The following is a 16,078-nucleotide window of genomic DNA, read 5'->3' as shown; positions in this document are numbered from 1 at the left end:
CGTTCCGGGGAGGGGCAGTACGGTGCACTGTCCTACCGCGCGTGGGTGTGGACCGCCCTAACCCCACACCGCTTCGGCGAGCCATACGCCCGTGAAGGCGGCGCCGAGTCCCGCGGTCACGCTCCCGACGACGTTGCCGAGGGCATACAGCCCGGCCCCCGTCTCGGCCAGCCGCAGGGTCTCGTAGGAGAAGGTCGAGTACGTCGTCAGGGCCCCGCACAGACCGGTGCCGAGCAGCAGTTGGACGTGGGAACTCGCACTGCCGGTGAGCAGGCCGAGGATCAGACAGCCGGTGACGTTGACCGCGAAGGTGCCCCGGGGGAAGACGGAGTCGTGCCGGGACTGCACCGCGCGGTCGGTGAGATAGCGCAGGGGCGCGCCGACCATGGCGCCCGCGACGACGAGCAGCCAGTTCACGGCGAATTCTCACCTTCCTCGCGGCCGACGTACCTGATGACCTCGCAGTCGTCGAGGATCACCAGGCCTTCGGTGACGAGTGCGTCGAGCCGCGGCAAAAAGGCCCGCACCCGCTCCTCGGTGTCGACGATCACGATCGCGACCGGGAGGTCCTCGCTGAGGGACAGCAGCCGCGAGGTGTGGATCAGGGAGGAGGCGCCGAAGCCCTCGATACCGCGGAAGACGCTGGCGCCGGCGAGCCCGGCGGTGTGGGCGCGGTGCACGATCTCGCTGTACAGGGGCTTGCGGCGCCAGGTGTCGTGCTCGCCGACGAATACGGTCACGCGCAGGGCTCTGCCCGTCAGTCGCGTCATGACTGTCTCCACTTCAGAACGCGGCGGGTCGCGGTCGCGGCGAGCCACACCGCCGTAAGGGCCGCGAGGAGGGTGGCTGTGAGGTAGGCGAGGCCGGCGCCGGGGTGGCCGGAGTCGACCAGCTTCTGGATGTCGACGGCGTAGGTGGAGAAGGTGGTGAAGCCGCCGAGCACGCCGGTGCCGAAGAAGGGGCGGACCAGGCGGTGGGCCGCCCATACGTCCGTGATGACCACCATGAACACGCCGATGACGGCGCAGCCGGTGACATTGGTCCAGAAGGTCGCCCAGGGGAATCCGCCGGGCTGGAGGGGCCACCACAGGGAGAGCGCGTAGCGGGCCGTGGCTCCGAGGGCGCCGCCGACTGCGACCGCGGCGACGACGGGTGCCTGGCCGCGCAGGACGGGCGGTCTCGGGGCGCGGGTGCGCGCGGTCTCGGTGTCCGAGGCTGACATGGTCGTACGTCTCCTGCCGGCACGGCCTGATCACGGCCGGTCAACAGGGTAACGCCGGGGCTATTTCGCGGCGGGCGGCTCACACAGGGCGACCCCGTGCTCCCAGAGGCTGCCGAGGACGAGATGCCCGGCGGCCTCGCAGACGCTGGTGACCATGCGGAAGCGGGAGTGGCGGCGGGCCAGGTGGTGGACGATCGCGCCGGTGTCGTCTACGGCGAGGACACCGATGGTGCCGGTGGGGCGGAAGGGGGCGCGCACGGCGACGCGGGCGGCGGCGCGGCGGACGGCGGGCGTGGCGCGGTGCAGCAGGTCCAGGGGTGGGACGCGCGGGCCGGCGAGGGCGACCCAGACGGGGCCGTCGGGGGCGGCGCGCCAGAGGTTGTCGGGCATGCCCGGGAGGTTCTCGACGAAGGGTTCGGACCGGCCCGACCTGGGCCCGGTGAGCCAGTAGCGGGTGAGGCGGCAGGCGCCGGTCTCGGCGATGACAAGGAAGGACTCGTCTGCGCTCGGTGCGAGGCCGTTGGCGAACTGGAGGTCCTCCAGGAGGACTTCGGGGGTGTCCGCGCCGGGTGCGAGGCGCAGGAGGCGGCCCGTTGCGGTGTGCTCGGCCAGATCGCCGATCCACTGCTCCAGCGGGTAGCGGCGGCTGGAGACGGTGAAGCAGACGCTGCCGTCGGACAGCGCGACGGTGTTGCTGCAGAACCGCAGCGGCTCCCCCGCCACCGAGTCGGCGAGGATGCGCACGGTGCCGTCGGTGAGGTCGACGCGGAGCAGTCCGCGCTCGGCGTCGCACACCAACAGGGCGTTGTCCGGGAGGAGTTCGAGGCCGAGGGGGCGGCCGCCGGTCTCGGCGAGCACCTCGACGCGGGCGTCGTCGGGTTCCGTCAGGCCGTCGAGGCGCAGGATGCGGCCGTCCTCGACGCCTGTGAGAACCCGGCCGCGGGCGTCGGCCACCACGTCCTCGGGGCCGCGGCCGCCGATCGCGACGTAACGGTGCGGGACGAGAGTCTGTTCCACAGCTACCAGCCCTTCTCAAACATGCGCGCGACCTCGGCGATGCGCACCTCGTCGCGCCGGTAGTAGACGCGCCGCCGGATCCGCCGGGTGCGCAACACGCCGATGGCGGCGAGCAGGTTCAGATGGGTGTCGGCGACCTGACGGGGCACGCCGAGCTTCTGCGCGACGGCTTCGGAGGCGACGCCGTCCTCGACGAGGTCGCCGTGGCGCTGGGGCGGGAAGTGCGTGGCCGGATCCTTCAGCCACTCCAGGATGTCCAGACGCCTCTCTCTCACAGGTGTCCTCAACATCGGGTCCCCTCCGTCCGAATCCTCCTCGGTACGCGTGTTCCCCACTGTCCCGCAGTCGATGCCGACATGTCCGGCACTCTCCGCGTCTTGGCCGGTACCGAACTGCCTTACGACAAAGGGCCGTTCGGATCCGGGGGACGAGGGGATGCCCCGGGCGGCGACGTGATGCGCATCACCACCTGGGTTCTTCGGATCGGGTATGCGTGATCACGACCGGATGGACGCTCGTTTCCTTGGCATCCCTGAGCTGGCCGAAGCCCCGTCCGTGGCGGTCGTGGTCGACGTCATGCGTGCGTTCACCGTGGCTGCCTGGGCCTTTGCCCAGGGGGCGGAGAAGATCGTGCTTGCGGAGTCGCTGGACGGAGCCCTGGCGCTCAAGGCTCGCCACCCGGATTGGGTGGCGCTCAAGGACGGTCCGCCGGCGCCCGGGTTCGACGCCGTCAACTCGCCGGGCCTCCTGCGGTCCGTTGACCTTGGCGGCCGGACCGTCGTGCAGAAGACCACGGCAGGAACGGTCGGCGCCCTCGCGGTCAAGGACGCGTCGCTGGTGCTGTGCGCCGGCTTCGTGGTGGCGGAGGCAACGGCTCGGCTCTTGCGGACGCGCGAGTGCGACAGCGGCACCTTCGTGGTCACCGGCGAGGATGGGCAGGCCGACGAGGATCTGGCGTGCGCGCAATACATCGCTCGCCGGGTCACCGAGGCCGGTACGGACGCAGCTCAGTTCCTCCGCCGCGCCGCCGAGTCGCGCGCCGCCGCCGAGCTGGCGGAGGGTGTGCGGCAGGGAGTCCATCCTGATGACGTCGCACTCTGTCTTGAGCTCGACCGGTTCGCCTTCGCCATGGTGGCGACCTCGGAGGACTCGCTCATGGTCCTCCGCCCGTGCGCGGCGCCTCCGCGGACAGCCTGAGGAACTGAACGCCCTCTCCGAACGACAACGCCGGCCTCCGAGAACACGAGTCTTGGAGGCCGACGTCACTGTTCATCTCAGCGGTGGCTGAACCACGCCATCGCCGGGAGCGCCCTGTCGTCGTAGCCGAACAGGGCCTGGTTCTCCCAGCCGTTGCCGGAGGAGGAGTCGGTCGGGTCCCAGCCGTTGCCGGTGACCGCGGTCCAGGTCGACTCCCAGTAGAAGACGCCGAGTCCACGGCCGTTCGGCACGGCCTCCACGATGCTCGCGATGTCGTTCATCCAGCGGGTCTGGCCGGCCGTGGTGGCCGGGTAGCCGGAGACGAGCTCGCTGTCGAGGTTGATGATGTTCTCGTGCGAGTCCTCGCTGTCGAGACGGAAGGGGTAGGCCGTCTCGGCGACGAAGACCGGCTTGCCGTAGCGGGCGGCCGCGTCGTCCAGGGTCGTCTGGAAGTCGTAGAGCGTGCCGTGCCAGTAGCCGTAGTACGACAGACCGATGACGTCGAACTTCACGCCGTTGGCCACCGCGTTGTCGAACCACCAGCGGGTGCCGGACAGGTCGCCGCCCTTGGCGAGGTGCAGGGCGACGGTCGTCGACGAGTTGACCGCCTTGACCGCGTCATAGCCCGAGTTGAGCAGGCCCGCCAGCTGTGACCAGTTGCTCGTGGAGCCCTCGTTCCAGAGCATGCCGCCGTTGATCTCATTGCCGACCTGGACCATGTCGGCGGTGGTGCCCTGCGCCTTCAGCGCGTTGAGGACGTCGTACGTGTGGTTGTAGACGTCGCTCTTCAGCTGGGTGTAGCTGTGGCCCGCCCACGCGGCCGGCTTGCTCTGGGCGCCCGGGTCGGCCCAGGTGTCCGAGTAGTGGAAGTCGACCAGCAGCTTCATGCCCTGCGCCTTGATGCGCTTGGCCATGGCCAGGACGCGGGTCTTGTTGTTGTAGCCGTCGGCCGGGTTCACCCAGACCTTCAGGCGGGCGTAGTTCTGTCCAGCGGACTTCAGCACGGCGAGCGGGTCGGCGGTCGTGCCGGAGCTGGTCCTGTAAGTGCCGCCCAGCGCTTCGCTCTTGGCGATCGAGGAGACGTCGGAACCCCTGATCGATGTACCGGACGTACCGGACGCGAAGGTCAGGTCGTCAACATTGATCCAGTTGCCCGCGTTCGCGTCACTGTTGATGCTGATCGTGCACTGGTTGTTCGTCACATTGATCGGCACGACGATCCGGATCCACCCACTGGCGGACACCGGCAGATTCGTGCGCTGCTCCGCGCTGCCGCAGTTCTTGAGGGCTATGTAGGCGGAGTTCTGCCCGCCACCGGAGCGGACCCAGGCGGTGAGCTTGTAGTTACCGTTGGTGAGCCCGGACAGGTACTGGTACGTCTCCACCTTGTAGGCGGAGGACGACCAGTGGCTCAGGCGGTAACTGCCGCTGTGCCCACCGGACTCGGCGAACGAGGCGGCGGTCGTGCCGTACTCGGACCAGCCGGCGGGCAGGGCGGCTCCCGCGCCGTCGGACTCGAATCCGCCGTTGGTGAGCGTGCTGGCCGCCTGGGCGGTCTGCGCGGGCAGGGCGGTGAGGGCGAGCCCGGCCGCGAGCGGCAGCAGCAGGGCCCTTAGGGTGCGTCTGGGATGGAACATCTTCGTCCGTCGTCCCTTCGACGTGAATGGGGATGGGGGTTCCCTCGCCCGGGATCAGCGGGCGAGGGGCCCCTCCGCCCACGGCTCTCGTGGCACGCGCGGGCGGAGGGGAGTCGGTTCAGCCGTCGAGCCGGACGACCCGGACGGCTCCCGCGGGAACTTCGAGGCGGCCCGCGGCTCGTTCGCCCGTGAGGAGCTCGGTGCCGTGCGCCTCCAGCGGCACCTTGGCGTCCGACGGGCTGTGGTTGATGGCGAAGAGGTAGGTGCCGGACTCGCCGGTACGGCGGACGACTTCGACGTCGTGCGGCAGGTCGGCGCGCGGCGCGATGCTCGCGTCCTCGGCGGCCCAGCCGAGCAGGGCGTCCAGGCCGTGCGCGTCGAGGCGGGTCGAGACGTACCAGGCGGTGCCCTCGCCGAGGCGGTGCCGGGTGACCGCGGGGTGGCCCGCGGTGAGTCCGTCGGCGTACGTCCAGACGGTCTCGGCCTCGCCCGGCGTCACGAACTCGGTCCACACGTCGCCGGTGAGCTCGGAACCGTCGGGGCCGGTGATACGGACCGTGTCGCCCTGCAGCAGCGGGGAGAACTCCTCGACGGTCAGGCCGAGGACGTCGCGCAGGGGGCCGGGGTAGCCGCCCTCGTGGACGGCGTCGTGCTCGTCGACGATGCCGGAGAAGTACGACACCACGAGGGTGCCGCCGCCTGCGACGTACTCCTTGAGGTTGTTCCCCGCCGTCTCCGTCATCAGATACAGCGCGGGCACGACGACAAGGGGATAAGCCGACAAGTCGGCTTCCGGGTGGGCGAAGTCGACCGTGAGGTGGCGGTCGTAGAGGGCCTCGTAGAAGGCGTCGGCGCGTTCGCGCGGGTCGTGGTCCTCGCTGGGGCGCCAGTCGAGGTTCTGCGCCCACCAGGAGTGCCAGTCCCACAGGACGGCCACGTCGGCCCGGGTGCGGGTGGCGCGGATCGGGCTCAGCGAGTCGAGGGACGCGCCGAGTTCGACGACCTCGCGCCAGACGCGGGTGTCCGTGCCGCCGTGCGGGACCATCGCCGAGTGGAACTTCTCGGCGCCGCGCCGGGACTGGCGCCACTGGAAGAACATGGCGCCCTCGGAGCCGCGTGCCACATGGGCCAGGGAGTTGCGGGCCATCTGGCCGGGGGCCTTGGCGGGGTTGCGGGGCTGCCAGTTGACCCCCGAGGTGGAGTGCTCCAGCAGGATCCAGGGCGCTCCCCCGGCCACCGAGCGGGTGAGGTCGGCGGCCATGGCGAGGTTGACGTGGGTGCGGCGGCCGTCGGTGATCAGGTAGTGGTCGTTGGTGACGATGTCGACCTCACGGCCCCACGCCCAGTAGTCGACCGAGTCGCACTGGCTGAGCGCGGTCATGAAGTTGGTCGTCACCGGGACGCCGGGGGTGAGGCGGTGCAGGATGTCCCGCTCCATGACGAAGTTCTCGCGCATGGTGGCGTCGGCGAACCGCTTGTAGTCCAGCGCCTGGGCGGGGTTGCCGACGGTCGGTGTGGTGCGCGGCGGGTTGATCTGCGCGAAGTCCGTGTAGCGCTGGCCCCAGAAGGCGGTGCCCCAGGCCTCGTTCACGCCCTCGACCGTGCCGTACGTCGTGGCCAGCCAGCGGCGGAAGTGGGCGGCGCAGGAGTCGCAGTAGCAGGCCGAGACGGGGACGCCGTACTCGTTGTGCACGTGCCACATGGCCAGGGCCGGGTGGTCGCGGTAGCGCTCGGCGAGCCGGGTGGTGATGTTCGCGGCGGCGGCGCGGTAGTCGGCGTTGCTGTGGCAGATGGCGCCGCGGGAGCCGAACTCGTAGCGCACACCGTCGGCGGTGACCGGCAGGGCCTCGGGGTGCTCCCGGTAGAACCAGACCGGCGGGACCACGGTGGGGGTGCCGAGGTCGACGCGGATGCCGTTTTCGTGCAGCAGGCCGAGCAGGCGGTCCAGCCAGCCGAAGTCGTACACCCCGCGTGACGGCTCCAGCAGCGCCCAGGAGAAGATTCCGGCACTCACCATGGTGACACCGGCCTCCCGCATCAGCCGGACGTCCTCGTGCCAGACGCTTTCCGGCCACTGCTCGGGGTTGTAGTCCCCCCCGAAGGCGAGCCTGGTGAGGCCCTTGGGGCTGGTCTCCGGCATGGAATCTCTCCCGGGTAATCGATCATTTGGGAACGTGCACACACAGCGACGGCGGTGCGAGCCCAACATAACCGCACAGCAACAACCATTGACAAGTGTCCGGGATGTTTCTCTACTGTGAACGCTCACAGAAGCATGGCAGGTTCTCGCAGCAGGCGGGAACCCCAGGTCAGGGGAGAGATCCATGCCCATCACGAAGCGCAGCCGAGTCGTGGCATCCACCATCGCTGTCGTCCTCGGAGCCACCGCCCTCGCCGCGTGCGGCTCGTCCGACGACGACACCGAGGCCGAATCCGGACCGGTCTCGCTGACGTACTGGACCTGGACGCCCGGCATGGACAAGGTCGTCGACCTCTGGAACAACGGCCCGGGCAAGAAGGACCAGATCAAGGTCACGGTGAAGAAGCAGGCGTCCGGCGACACGCTGGTCACCAAGATCCTCACCGCGCACAAGGCCGGCAAGGCCCCGGACCTGGTCCAGGCCGAGTACCAGGCGCTGCCCACGCTGGTCAGCAATGACGCGCTCGCGGACATCTCGAAGGAGACCGGCGACGCGAAGACCAAGTTCGCCGACGGTGTGTGGCAGCAGACCACGCTGGGCACGGACGCGGTCTACGCGGTCCCGCAGGACATCGGCCCGATGATGTTCTACTACCGCGAGGACCTCTTCAAGAAGTACAAGCTCGACGTCCCCACGACCTGGGACGAGTTCGCCGAGACCGCCCGCAAGCTGAAGAAGGCGGACCCCGCGACCGACCTGACCACCTTCTCCGCCAACGACTCCGGTCTCTTCGCGGGCCTGGCCCAGCAGGCCGGCGCCCGGTGGTGGACCACCGAGGGCCAGAAGTGGAAGGTCGGCATCAACGACGCGGCGACCCAGAAGGTCGCGGGGTTCTGGGGTGACCTCGTCAAGGAGGGCGCCATCGACAACCAGCCGATGTACACCCCGGCCTGGAACAAGGCGCTCAACACCGGCAAGCAGATCGCCTGGGTCTCCGCCGTGTGGGCCCCGGGCACCCTGACCACGGCCGCGCCCGACACCAAGGGCAAGTGGGCCATGGCACCGCTCCCCCAGTGGTCCCAGGGCGAGAACGTCACCGGCAGCTGGGGCGGCTCCTCCACCGCCGTCACCACGGACTCCGAGCACCAGGCCGCCGCCGCCAAGTTCGCCGCCTGGCTGAACACCGACGACGCCGCCCTGCAGGCGCTGGCCAAGGAGAGCGGCATCTACCCCGCCGCCACCAACGCCCAGACGTCCGGCGCGTTCACCAGCCCGCCGGAGTACTTCTCGAACCAGGCCGACTTCTACACCCAGGCCGCCGGGATAGCCAAGAGCACCGCTCCCTCCGCCTGGGGCCCGAACGTGAACGTCGCCTACACGACCTTCAAGGACGCGTTCGGCAAGGCCGCCAAGGACAAGTCGGACTTCGTCGCCGCCCTGAACACGATGCAGGACGACACCGTCGCCGACATGAAGAAGCAGGGCTTCGAGGTCTCCGAGTGACCAGCGCACGCCGGAAGTCGTACGGGGTCAAGGGGGCCCCGTATGCCTTCCTCCTCCCCGCGACGATCCTCTTCGCCCTGTTCTTCGCGCTGCCCATCGGCTACGCGATCTGGCTCAGCTTCCGCAAGGTGCAGGTCTCCGGGCTCGGCCTCGGGTCCGGCGCCCGCTCGGAGGTCTGGGCCGGCTTCGAGAACTACACCGACGCCCTCACCGACAGCGAGCTCGTCGACGGCGCGCTGCGGGTGCTCGGCTACGGCTGCATCGTGGTGCCGGTGATGCTGGGCCTCGCGCTGCTGTTCGCGCTGATGCTCGACTCCGACAAGGTGCGGCTCGCCCCCTTCACCCGGCTCGCGATCTTCCTGCCGTACGCCATTCCCGGCGTGGTGGCGGCGCTGCTGTGGGGCTTCCTGTATCTGCCGGACGTCAGTCCCTTCTACTTCGTGCTCGACAAGCTGGCCCTGCCGCAGCCGGACCTGCTGGACGGCGGTCCGCTGTATCTGGCCCTGTCGAACATCGCGGTCTGGGGCGGCACCGGCTTCAACATGATCGTCATCTACACCTCGCTGCGGGCGATCCCGGTCGAGGTGTACGAGGCGGCGAAGCTGGACGGTGCCACCCCGCTGCAGATCGCGCTGAAGATCAAGATCCCGATGGTGGCGCCCTCGCTGGTGCTGACCTTCTTCTTCTCGATCATCGCGACGCTCCAGGTGTTCAACGAGCCGACCACCCTCAAACCGCTCACCAACTCCGTGTCCACGACCTGGAGTCCGCTGATGAAGGTGTACCAGGACGCCTTCGGCAAGGGTGACATCTACGCGGCCGCCGCCCAGGCCGTGATCATCGCCCTGGCCACGCTGGTGCTGTCCTTCGGCTTCCTGCGGGCCGCGAACCGTCGTCAGAAGCAGGAGGCAGCACGATGAGTTCTCTTGCCGTCCGCAAGGCCGAACCGGATGGGGGTCCCCCCGGTCGAGCGAAGTCGAGACCGGGGGAGGGCACCACGCCCGGCACCGCCCAGGGCCCGCCGCTGCGCAGCCGGATCGCCCTGCTGCCGACGATCACCCTGCTGCTCGGCGCCATCTACACGCTGCTGCCCGTCGCCTGGGTGGTGATCGCGTCCACCAAGTCCGGCAGCGAACTGTTCTCCACCTTCACCTTCCTGCCGGGCTCGGGATTCACCGACAACCTGAGCGAACTGAGCGCCTACCGCGACGGCGTCTACTGGCAGTGGATGAGCAACTCCGCTCTCTACGCCGGTCTCGGCGCCCTGTTGTCCACGGTCGTGTCGGCGTTCAGCGGCTACGCGCTGGCGATCTACCGCTTCCGCGGCCGGGAGACGATCTTCAACGTGCTGCTGGCGGGCGTGCTGATGCCGCCGATCATCCTGGCGGTCCCGCAGTACCTGCTGCTGGCCGAGGTCGACCTGACGGACTCCTACCTGTCCGTGCTGCTGCCGCAGATCCTGTCGCCGTACGGCGTCTACCTCGCGCGCATCTACGCGGCCGCCGCCGTGCCCTCCGACGTGGTCGAGGCCGGGCGCATGGACGGCGCGAGCGAGTGGCGGATCTTCAGCCGGGTCGCGCTGCCGATGATGATCCCCGGCATGGTGACGGTGTTCCTCTTCCAGTTCGTGGCGATCTGGAACAACTTCCTGCTGCCGTACATCATGCTCAGCGACGACGAGAAGTTCCCGATCACGCTCGGTCTGTACACACTCCTCGAACAGGGCGCCAACACCCCCGCGCTGTACACCCTGGTGATCACCGGCGCGTTCCTCGCGGTCTTCCCGCTCATCGCTCTCTTCCTGGTCATCCAGCGGTTCTGGAGCCTTGATCTGCTCTCCGGAGCCGTAAAGTCATGACCATGAGCAATACGGGGGGCCGACGCAGACCGCCGACGATCCACGACGTGGCGCGCGTGGCCGGAGTCTCACGGGGCACCGTCTCGCGCGTGCTCAACGGCGGCCACTACGTCAGCCCGGCGGCCCAGGAGGCGGTCAACGCCGCGATCCGCAAGACGGGTTACGTCGTCAACCGGCACGCCCGCTCGCTGATCACCGGACGGTCGGACTCGATCGGCTTTCTGCTGACCGAGCCGCAGGAGCGGTTCTTCGAGGACCCCAACTTCAATGTCCTGCTGCGCGGTTGCACCCAGGCGCTGGCCGCGCACGACATCCCGCTGCTGCTGATGCTGGCCGGGACCCAGGACGAACGGCGGCGCATAACGCGCTACATCACGGCGGGGCACGTCGACGGCGTGCTGCTGGTGTCGAGTCACTCCGGTGATCCTGTCGCCGAGGAACTCCGCGAGGCGGGCGTCCCGCTGGTCGCCTGTGGCAAGCCGATCGGACTGGGCTCCAAGGTGAGTTACGTGGCGGCCGACGACCGGGACGGCGCCCGGGACATGGTGCGCCATCTGCTGTCCCTCGGCCGCCGCCGGATCGGCGTGGTCACCGGCCCGCTGGACACCCCCGGCGGTGTCGAGCGGCTGGCGGGCTACAAGGAGGTCCTCGCCGACGCGGGCGAAGAGATCGACGAACGGCTGATCGTCTCCGGCGACTACAGCCGGGCCAGCGGCGAGGCGGGCGCCGAGCAGCTGCTCGCGCAGGCCCCGGACATGGACGCGGTATTCGTCGCCTCCGACCTGATGGCACAGGGCGTGCTGACGACCCTCGAACGGGCCGGCCGCCGAGTCCCCCAGGACGTCGCGGTCGGCGGCTTCGACGACTCCCCCGCGGCCGTGGCCGCCCGCCCCGAGCTGACCACGATCCGCCAGCCCTGGGACCGCATCAGCACCGAGATGGTCCGGGTGCTGCTGGCCCAGATAGGGGGCGAGGACCCGGCCGCGGTGATCCTGCCCACGGAGCTGGTGAAACGCGAGTCGACCTGACGGAAGGCCGCCGCCGCATTCCGCGCGAGCGCGCTGCTCGGCTGTCCAGCCGACGGCGCGCTTTCGCGGTACGGGATGCGCAGCGCGAGGAGCAAACCCTGTACGGCCTGGTGCGGGCGGTTCCGCGATCGCCTTCTAGTCGTCGTCCCTGCGCTCCCCCTCCGCCTGTGACGGCTCGGTCCTGGCGACGTCCGGGTGCTGCTCCATCGCCGGACGTTCGCTCACTTCGTCGCGTTCGCCTTCGGCCTGTGACGGCGTGCGCGCGTACCACGTGTCCGAGGCTCCGGATGTCATGGCGGGCCTCCTTGGTCGGTCAGCTTCCATGCTCCGCCTCGAACGGCGTGATGGCGAGGCCATTCCTGTGAGGCCATGGGATCCGGCCGGTCGTCCGGTCGGCCGCCGTGGCTCACCGCCGGTCGAGCACCGCGACAGGCTCCGCTTCGGACAGCAGTTCACCAGTGGAGCAAGCGGTCAGTTTCGGAGAAGCGTGCGGGCAGGTCCCGCCCTAGCGTGAAAGCACCGACGACACGCGTCGGACCAGATCTCCCAAGGAGTACGCCATGACCGCCGGTGTTCAGACGATCATGTACCCCGTGAAGGACCTCGCCCGGGCGAAGGCCATCTTCGGGGCCCTGCTGGGCGTGGAGCCGTATGCCGACGAGCCGTACTACGTCGGCTACAAGGACGCCGGGCAGGATGTCGGGCTCGACCCCCATGGGCATGCGAAGGGGATGACGGGGCCGGTTCCGTACTGGCATGTCGAGGACATCCGGGTGACCCGTACGGCGCTGCTGGAGGCGGGGGCCGAGTCGCTGCAGGATGTGCAGGACGTCGGTGGCGGGCGGCTGATCGCCTTCCTGAAGGATGCCGAGGGGAACATGATCGGGCTGCTTCAGGACACGGAGAAGTGATCGGGGCCGCACCGTTGCACATGCACTAGTTGCATGGTAAACAAATGGCCACTTCGGTGCTACCGTGCAGTTATGGCAGCGAAAACGGCCGGTGCAGGGCTTGAGGAACGGTGGCGGGAGATCCTCTCGGTGCACGCGCGCACGATGTGCGAGATCGACCGCGTGCTGCATCCGCACGGCCTGGGCGCGAGTGACTTCGAGGTCCTCGACATCCTCGCCAGCGCCTCGCCCGAGGAGGGCGAGCAGTGCCGGGTGCAGAACCTCGTCGGACGGGTGCATCTGAGCCAGAGCGCACTGTCCCGGCTGATCGGCCGGCTGGAGAAGGAAGGCCTGGTCCAGCGGTCCATCTGCGTCGAGGACCGGCGCGGCGTCTACGTCACCCTCACCGCCAAGGGCCGTGACCTGCACGCCGAGGTGCTGCCGCTGCAGCGGGACACGCTGGCCCGGACGCTTCAGGGCTGACTCGGGACCCGGTGGGCCGTTCGAAATCCTGGCCCCTGGGCATCATCACTCCCACAAACCCTGTGAGGGGACGGGGAGAGACCGACTTGGCCGTGGACGAGGACGGTACCGCCGAGTTCATCACGTACACGACGCGTTCAGTGGAGGAGAGCCACGAGGCGATAGCGGCCCACTACTACGACCTCCGTCTCGAAGTGGCCGGTATCGCCTCGGAGTTCTGCACCCACCTCGGCGTCGTCGACCTCGGCTCGCTGGTCGTGGGCGATGTGTCGTTCGGCACCGGGGTGCGGATGAGCTTCGGCGAACCGGGCGTCTATCACGTGGGCGTGCCGCTGCAGGGCGGTTTCCGCCTTCAACAGGGCTGCGGCGACTCCCTGTTCGCCACCGCGCAGCGGGCCGTCTTCTTCGATCCCGGGTACGGCATCCGCGTCGACGACTGGGCGCCCGACTGTCACGCCCTGACCGTGAAGCTCGACAAGGCGGCCGTAGTGCACGGTCTGGAGAGCCTGCTGGGCAGGCCGGTGCGCCGGCCGCCGCGCTTCGAGCCGTACATCGACGTCACCCGCGGCCCCGGCCGCAGCTGGGCCCAGCTGGTGCGGTGGTTCCTGCTGGACAAGGAGGCCGCGCACGGACTGCTGCGCCGCCCGCTGATCCGCGGCCGCCTCGAACAGACCCTGCTCGAAGGGCTGTTGCTGGCCGCCGACCACTCCTACCGGGCCGAGCTCGACGGCCCGCCGCCACCGATGCGGCCGGCCGCCGTGAAGCGGGTCATGGACGCCGTACAGGAACTGCCCGCGGAGCCGTACGACGCGGCGCGGCTCGCGGCCATCGCTCAGGTGAGTGTGCGCACGCTGCAGGAGGCGTTCCGCAAGCATGTCGGGGTGCCGCCGATGGCGTACGTCAGTGAGGTGCGGCTGGATCGCGTCCACGGTCAGCTCCGGGCGTCCGCGCCGGGGTCGACGACCGTGGCCGACGTGGCCTACGAGTGGGGCTTCGCGCATCTCGGCCGGTTCGCGCGGCGCTATCGGGAGCGGTTCGGGGAGACGCCCTCGCAGACCCTGCGCGCCTCGGGCTGAGCCCGGCCGCGCTGTTCGGCCGCGTTTTGCGGACAGGCATCGCGCAAGAGGGAGCGACGCCGCCCCCGGACGGTCCTATCGTCAGGGGGTCGGCGATCGTGACGCGCGGACCGAGCGGAGTCGGTGCCACTCGGCCCTGCGCGAGCCCATCGCCGGGAGGGCCCGGCCGCTCCCCCTCCGACGCTTGGTGGCCGGGCCCGGCCCGGCCTTGGTCACCGGCCCTCAGGGCCTGGCCAGCAGCGTGCGTACGCCCTCGGAGGTGAGCGTGAGGGGATGCGGCGAGCCGGCGTCGATGGTCAGGGACAGATCGTCGGCGGGCCACTGCGCGGCGAGCGCGCCCAGCGGCACCAGACGGTAGCGGCCGACGAACGGCAGCAGCTCGGCCATCGCGGGCTCCGAGGTGAACACCGGCACCACGGGATCGCCGTCCGGCTGCTCCAGTACGGGAAGCGCGACGGCGGCCGGGTCGGTGGCGTCCTCCTCACTGGCGTCGTCCGGCACGGGCACCAGCACCTCGCTCCCGGCGAGCGTGTCCAGCGCCCCGATGTCCTCATGGTTGTCGGCCAGCGCGTCCAGCGCCTGCCTGGCCGGTGTGGCGGTGTAGCGGTTCGCGGGTGTCTCCATCACAGATCCCCTGGTAGCGGCGGCGGTCGTGCGGGCCGCGTACCCGATCCGTAGCCGGGCATTCGTGCGGGCCGCGCGGCATCGGAATCTTTCGTGATGTTCCGCAACCATTCACCCAAGGCGGGTGTCTCCCCTGATATCAGAACCACGCACACGTCGGGGGACGCAATGCGAACCATCAGGACAAGAAGGATCAGAACGACATGGGTGGCCCTCGCGGTCATCGCCGCCCTGGGGGTGCCGGCGCTGCCCGCCGCCACCGCCTCGGCCGCCACCGCGCAGACCACCGCGTGCCCGACCGGCTGGGGCAGCCTGCCCAAGGTCCGGTCCACGGCGACGGCGACACCGGTCGAGAACATCCGCACCGGCCGCCACGCCTGCTACGACCGCATGGTCGTCGACCTGCCGGGCGCCGGCAAGGCGGGCCTCGGCTACTCGGTCCGGTACGTGAAACAGCTCTACCAGGACGGCTCGGGCCGTCCCATACCCGTCGGCGGCGGTGCCGTCCTGGAGGTCAGGGTGGCCGCGCCCGCCTACGACCCCGAGACCGGTGCCCCCACCTATCCAGGCCGGGTGAGCAGGCCCCTGCCGGGCGTCGACCTCACCGGCTACCGCACCTTCCGCGACACCCGGTTCGCCGGCAGCTTCGAAGGGGAGACGCTCGTCGGGCTCGGGGTCCGCGTGCGGCTGCCGTTCCGCGTGCAGGTGCTGACCGACCGGATCGTCCTGGACGTCGCCCACAACTGGACCGGCGCCCGCTGATCGCTCATCCGGAGCCCTGACGGCCCTCCACGAGCCCGGCCAGCCTGGCCAGGGCCATCCGCGTGCCCGTCTCGTTGTCCGCGGCGGGCACCGCGTCCGGAAGCCCTTCGTGCACCACGAGGACGTCCGTACCGCCGCCGTCCGCGTCGCTGAGGGTGGTGGTCATCGTCATCGTGCCGCGCAGTCCGGGATCCGAGGTCTCGAACTCCAGTTCCTCCACCACCCGCTCGTCCGGCACCATCTCGGTGAAATGCCCGTGATAGGTGTCAGTGTGCGGATCCGACTTCCCGGTGCCGGTCGCCGTGTCATAGGTGAGCGACACCCGGAAGGCGCCGCCCACCCGGGCCTCGAACCGGTGCACCCGTGACGTCATGCCGTCCGGCACCCGCCACCGTGCGACCGCGTCCGCGTCCAGCAGCGCCCGGTACAAGGCCGCACGCGGTGCTTTCACATGCCAGGAGACCCGCGTCGAGTGCATGCCTCGACCCTACCGATCAGCCGCGGGACACCTCCAGCAGCGCCTTCTCTCGGTAGGGGGCTCGTCAGCTTGGGCGCAGGGACGCGAGCTAGGGGGTGTTTTGAAAGTCCCGCACAGCACCCACGGCGCCCGGCACGCACCCTCGCCGCACCGGCCAAAGAC

At 69.8% G+C, this 16,078-nt stretch carries 19 protein-coding genes; 9 read left to right on the top strand and 10 right to left on the bottom strand.

From position 1 onward, the window contains the following. Positions 1-57: 57 nt before the first annotated feature. From crcB (RMT89_RS29520) to RMT89_RS29500, 5 genes are read right to left on the bottom strand one after another with little or no spacing between them, the layout of a single operon-like run. Positions 58-417, bottom strand: coding sequence for a fluoride efflux transporter CrcB (crcB, locus tag RMT89_RS29520; protein WP_315886828.1), 360 nt, complete (start codon positions 415-417; stop codon positions 58-60). Beyond that, the gene (locus tag RMT89_RS29515; RefSeq protein WP_315886827.1) at positions 414-770 is read right to left on the bottom strand and encodes a DUF190 domain-containing protein; all 357 of its coding nucleotides are present in this window, start codon (positions 768-770) and stop codon (positions 414-416) included. Before RMT89_RS29515 ends, crcB (RMT89_RS29520) begins: the two co-directional genes overlap by 4 nt. After that, positions 767-1,222, bottom strand: a complete 456-nt coding sequence (crcB, locus tag RMT89_RS29510; protein ID WP_315886826.1) for a fluoride efflux transporter CrcB — start codon at positions 1,220-1,222, stop codon at positions 767-769. The genes RMT89_RS29515 and crcB (RMT89_RS29510) overlap by 4 nt, the downstream gene beginning before the upstream one ends. Before the next feature lie 60 nt (positions 1,223-1,282). Beyond that, complete coding sequence (locus RMT89_RS29505; protein ID WP_315886825.1) at positions 1,283-2,239, bottom strand: SMP-30/gluconolactonase/LRE family protein; 957 nt, start codon at positions 2,237-2,239, stop codon at positions 1,283-1,285. Positions 2,240-2,241: 2 nt separating this feature from the next. Further along, positions 2,242-2,529 (bottom strand): helix-turn-helix domain-containing protein, encoded by a 288-nt coding sequence (locus RMT89_RS29500; RefSeq protein WP_315886824.1) that lies wholly within the window; start codon positions 2,527-2,529, stop codon positions 2,242-2,244. Between the two features lie 217 nt (positions 2,530-2,746). Here RMT89_RS29500 and RMT89_RS29495 point away from each other — a divergent pair, with 217 nt between their 5' ends. Beyond that, the gene (locus RMT89_RS29495) at positions 2,747-3,436 is read left to right on the top strand and encodes a 2-phosphosulfolactate phosphatase (RefSeq protein WP_315886823.1); all 690 of its coding nucleotides are present in this window, start codon (positions 2,747-2,749) and stop codon (positions 3,434-3,436) included. A gap of 77 nt (positions 3,437-3,513) precedes the next feature. On the opposite strand, the gene RMT89_RS29490 is transcribed toward RMT89_RS29495, so the two are convergent. After that, a complete protein-coding gene (locus RMT89_RS29490; protein ID WP_315886822.1) occupies positions 3,514-5,073 on the bottom strand; it encodes an arabinogalactan endo-1,4-beta-galactosidase in 1,560 nt (519 codons plus the stop codon). Between the two features lie 118 nt (positions 5,074-5,191). Continuing rightward, the gene (locus RMT89_RS29485) at positions 5,192-7,213 is read right to left on the bottom strand and encodes a beta-galactosidase (protein WP_315886821.1); all 2,022 of its coding nucleotides are present in this window, start codon (positions 7,211-7,213) and stop codon (positions 5,192-5,194) included. A gap of 184 nt (positions 7,214-7,397) precedes the next feature. Here RMT89_RS29485 and RMT89_RS29480 point away from each other — a divergent pair, with 184 nt between their 5' ends. From RMT89_RS29480 to RMT89_RS29465, 4 genes are read left to right on the top strand one after another with little or no spacing between them, the layout of a single operon-like run. Next, positions 7,398-8,717, top strand: a complete 1,320-nt coding sequence (locus RMT89_RS29480; protein ID WP_315886820.1) for an extracellular solute-binding protein — start codon at positions 7,398-7,400, stop codon at positions 8,715-8,717. Further along, positions 8,714-9,637 carry a sugar ABC transporter permease gene (locus tag RMT89_RS29475; RefSeq protein WP_315886819.1) on the top strand — a complete coding sequence of 308 codons (924 nt, stop codon included), beginning with the start codon at positions 8,714-8,716 and terminating at the stop codon, positions 9,635-9,637. The genes RMT89_RS29480 and RMT89_RS29475 overlap by 4 nt, the downstream gene beginning before the upstream one ends. Continuing rightward, complete coding sequence (locus RMT89_RS29470) at positions 9,634-10,575, top strand: carbohydrate ABC transporter permease (protein ID WP_315886818.1); 942 nt, start codon at positions 9,634-9,636, stop codon at positions 10,573-10,575. The genes RMT89_RS29475 and RMT89_RS29470 overlap by 4 nt, the downstream gene beginning before the upstream one ends. Continuing rightward, the gene (locus RMT89_RS29465) at positions 10,572-11,603 is read left to right on the top strand and encodes a LacI family DNA-binding transcriptional regulator (protein WP_315886817.1); all 1,032 of its coding nucleotides are present in this window, start codon (positions 10,572-10,574) and stop codon (positions 11,601-11,603) included. The genes RMT89_RS29470 and RMT89_RS29465 overlap by 4 nt, the downstream gene beginning before the upstream one ends. A 135-nt stretch (positions 11,604-11,738) precedes the next feature. On the opposite strand, the gene RMT89_RS29460 is transcribed toward RMT89_RS29465, so the two are convergent. Beyond that, positions 11,739-11,897 (bottom strand): hypothetical protein, encoded by a 159-nt coding sequence (locus tag RMT89_RS29460; RefSeq protein WP_315886816.1) that lies wholly within the window; start codon positions 11,895-11,897, stop codon positions 11,739-11,741. 266 nt (positions 11,898-12,163) lie between these two features. Between RMT89_RS29460 and RMT89_RS29455 the strand changes: the two genes are divergently transcribed. The 3 genes from RMT89_RS29455 (at position 12,164) to RMT89_RS29445 (ending at position 14,052) form a co-directional block, all read left to right on the top strand. Beyond that, entirely contained in the window at positions 12,164-12,514 is a 351-nt protein-coding gene (locus RMT89_RS29455; protein ID WP_315886815.1) for a glyoxalase, read from the top strand. A 72-nt stretch (positions 12,515-12,586) separates the two neighbouring features. After that, the gene (locus tag RMT89_RS29450) at positions 12,587-12,976 is read left to right on the top strand and encodes a MarR family transcriptional regulator (protein WP_315886814.1); all 390 of its coding nucleotides are present in this window, start codon (positions 12,587-12,589) and stop codon (positions 12,974-12,976) included. Between the two features lie 92 nt (positions 12,977-13,068). Next, positions 13,069-14,052 carry an AraC family transcriptional regulator gene (locus tag RMT89_RS29445; protein WP_315886869.1) on the top strand — a complete coding sequence of 328 codons (984 nt, stop codon included), beginning with the start codon at positions 13,069-13,071 and terminating at the stop codon, positions 14,050-14,052. A gap of 222 nt (positions 14,053-14,274) precedes the next feature. On the opposite strand, the gene RMT89_RS29440 is transcribed toward RMT89_RS29445, so the two are convergent. Continuing rightward, positions 14,275-14,676, bottom strand: coding sequence for an SseB family protein (locus tag RMT89_RS29440; RefSeq protein WP_315886813.1), 402 nt, complete (start codon positions 14,674-14,676; stop codon positions 14,275-14,277). Between the two features lie 168 nt (positions 14,677-14,844). Between RMT89_RS29440 and RMT89_RS29435 the strand changes: the two genes are divergently transcribed. Then, complete coding sequence (locus RMT89_RS29435) at positions 14,845-15,438, top strand: hypothetical protein (protein ID WP_315886812.1); 594 nt, start codon at positions 14,845-14,847, stop codon at positions 15,436-15,438. A gap of 4 nt (positions 15,439-15,442) precedes the next feature. Here the strand turns inward: RMT89_RS29435 and RMT89_RS29430 are convergent, their stop codons facing one another. Beyond that, positions 15,443-15,916 carry an SRPBCC family protein gene (locus RMT89_RS29430; RefSeq protein ID WP_315886811.1) on the bottom strand — a complete coding sequence of 158 codons (474 nt, stop codon included), beginning with the start codon at positions 15,914-15,916 and terminating at the stop codon, positions 15,443-15,445. Between the last annotated feature and the right edge of the window lie 162 nt (positions 15,917-16,078).

This window comes from Streptomyces sp. P17 (genome assembly GCF_032436805.1).
GTDB lineage: Bacteria > Actinomycetota > Actinomycetes > Streptomycetales > Streptomycetaceae > Streptomyces.
Note: the sequence above shows the minus strand (reverse complement) of the source record. Positions and strands in the feature narration are given on the sequence as shown.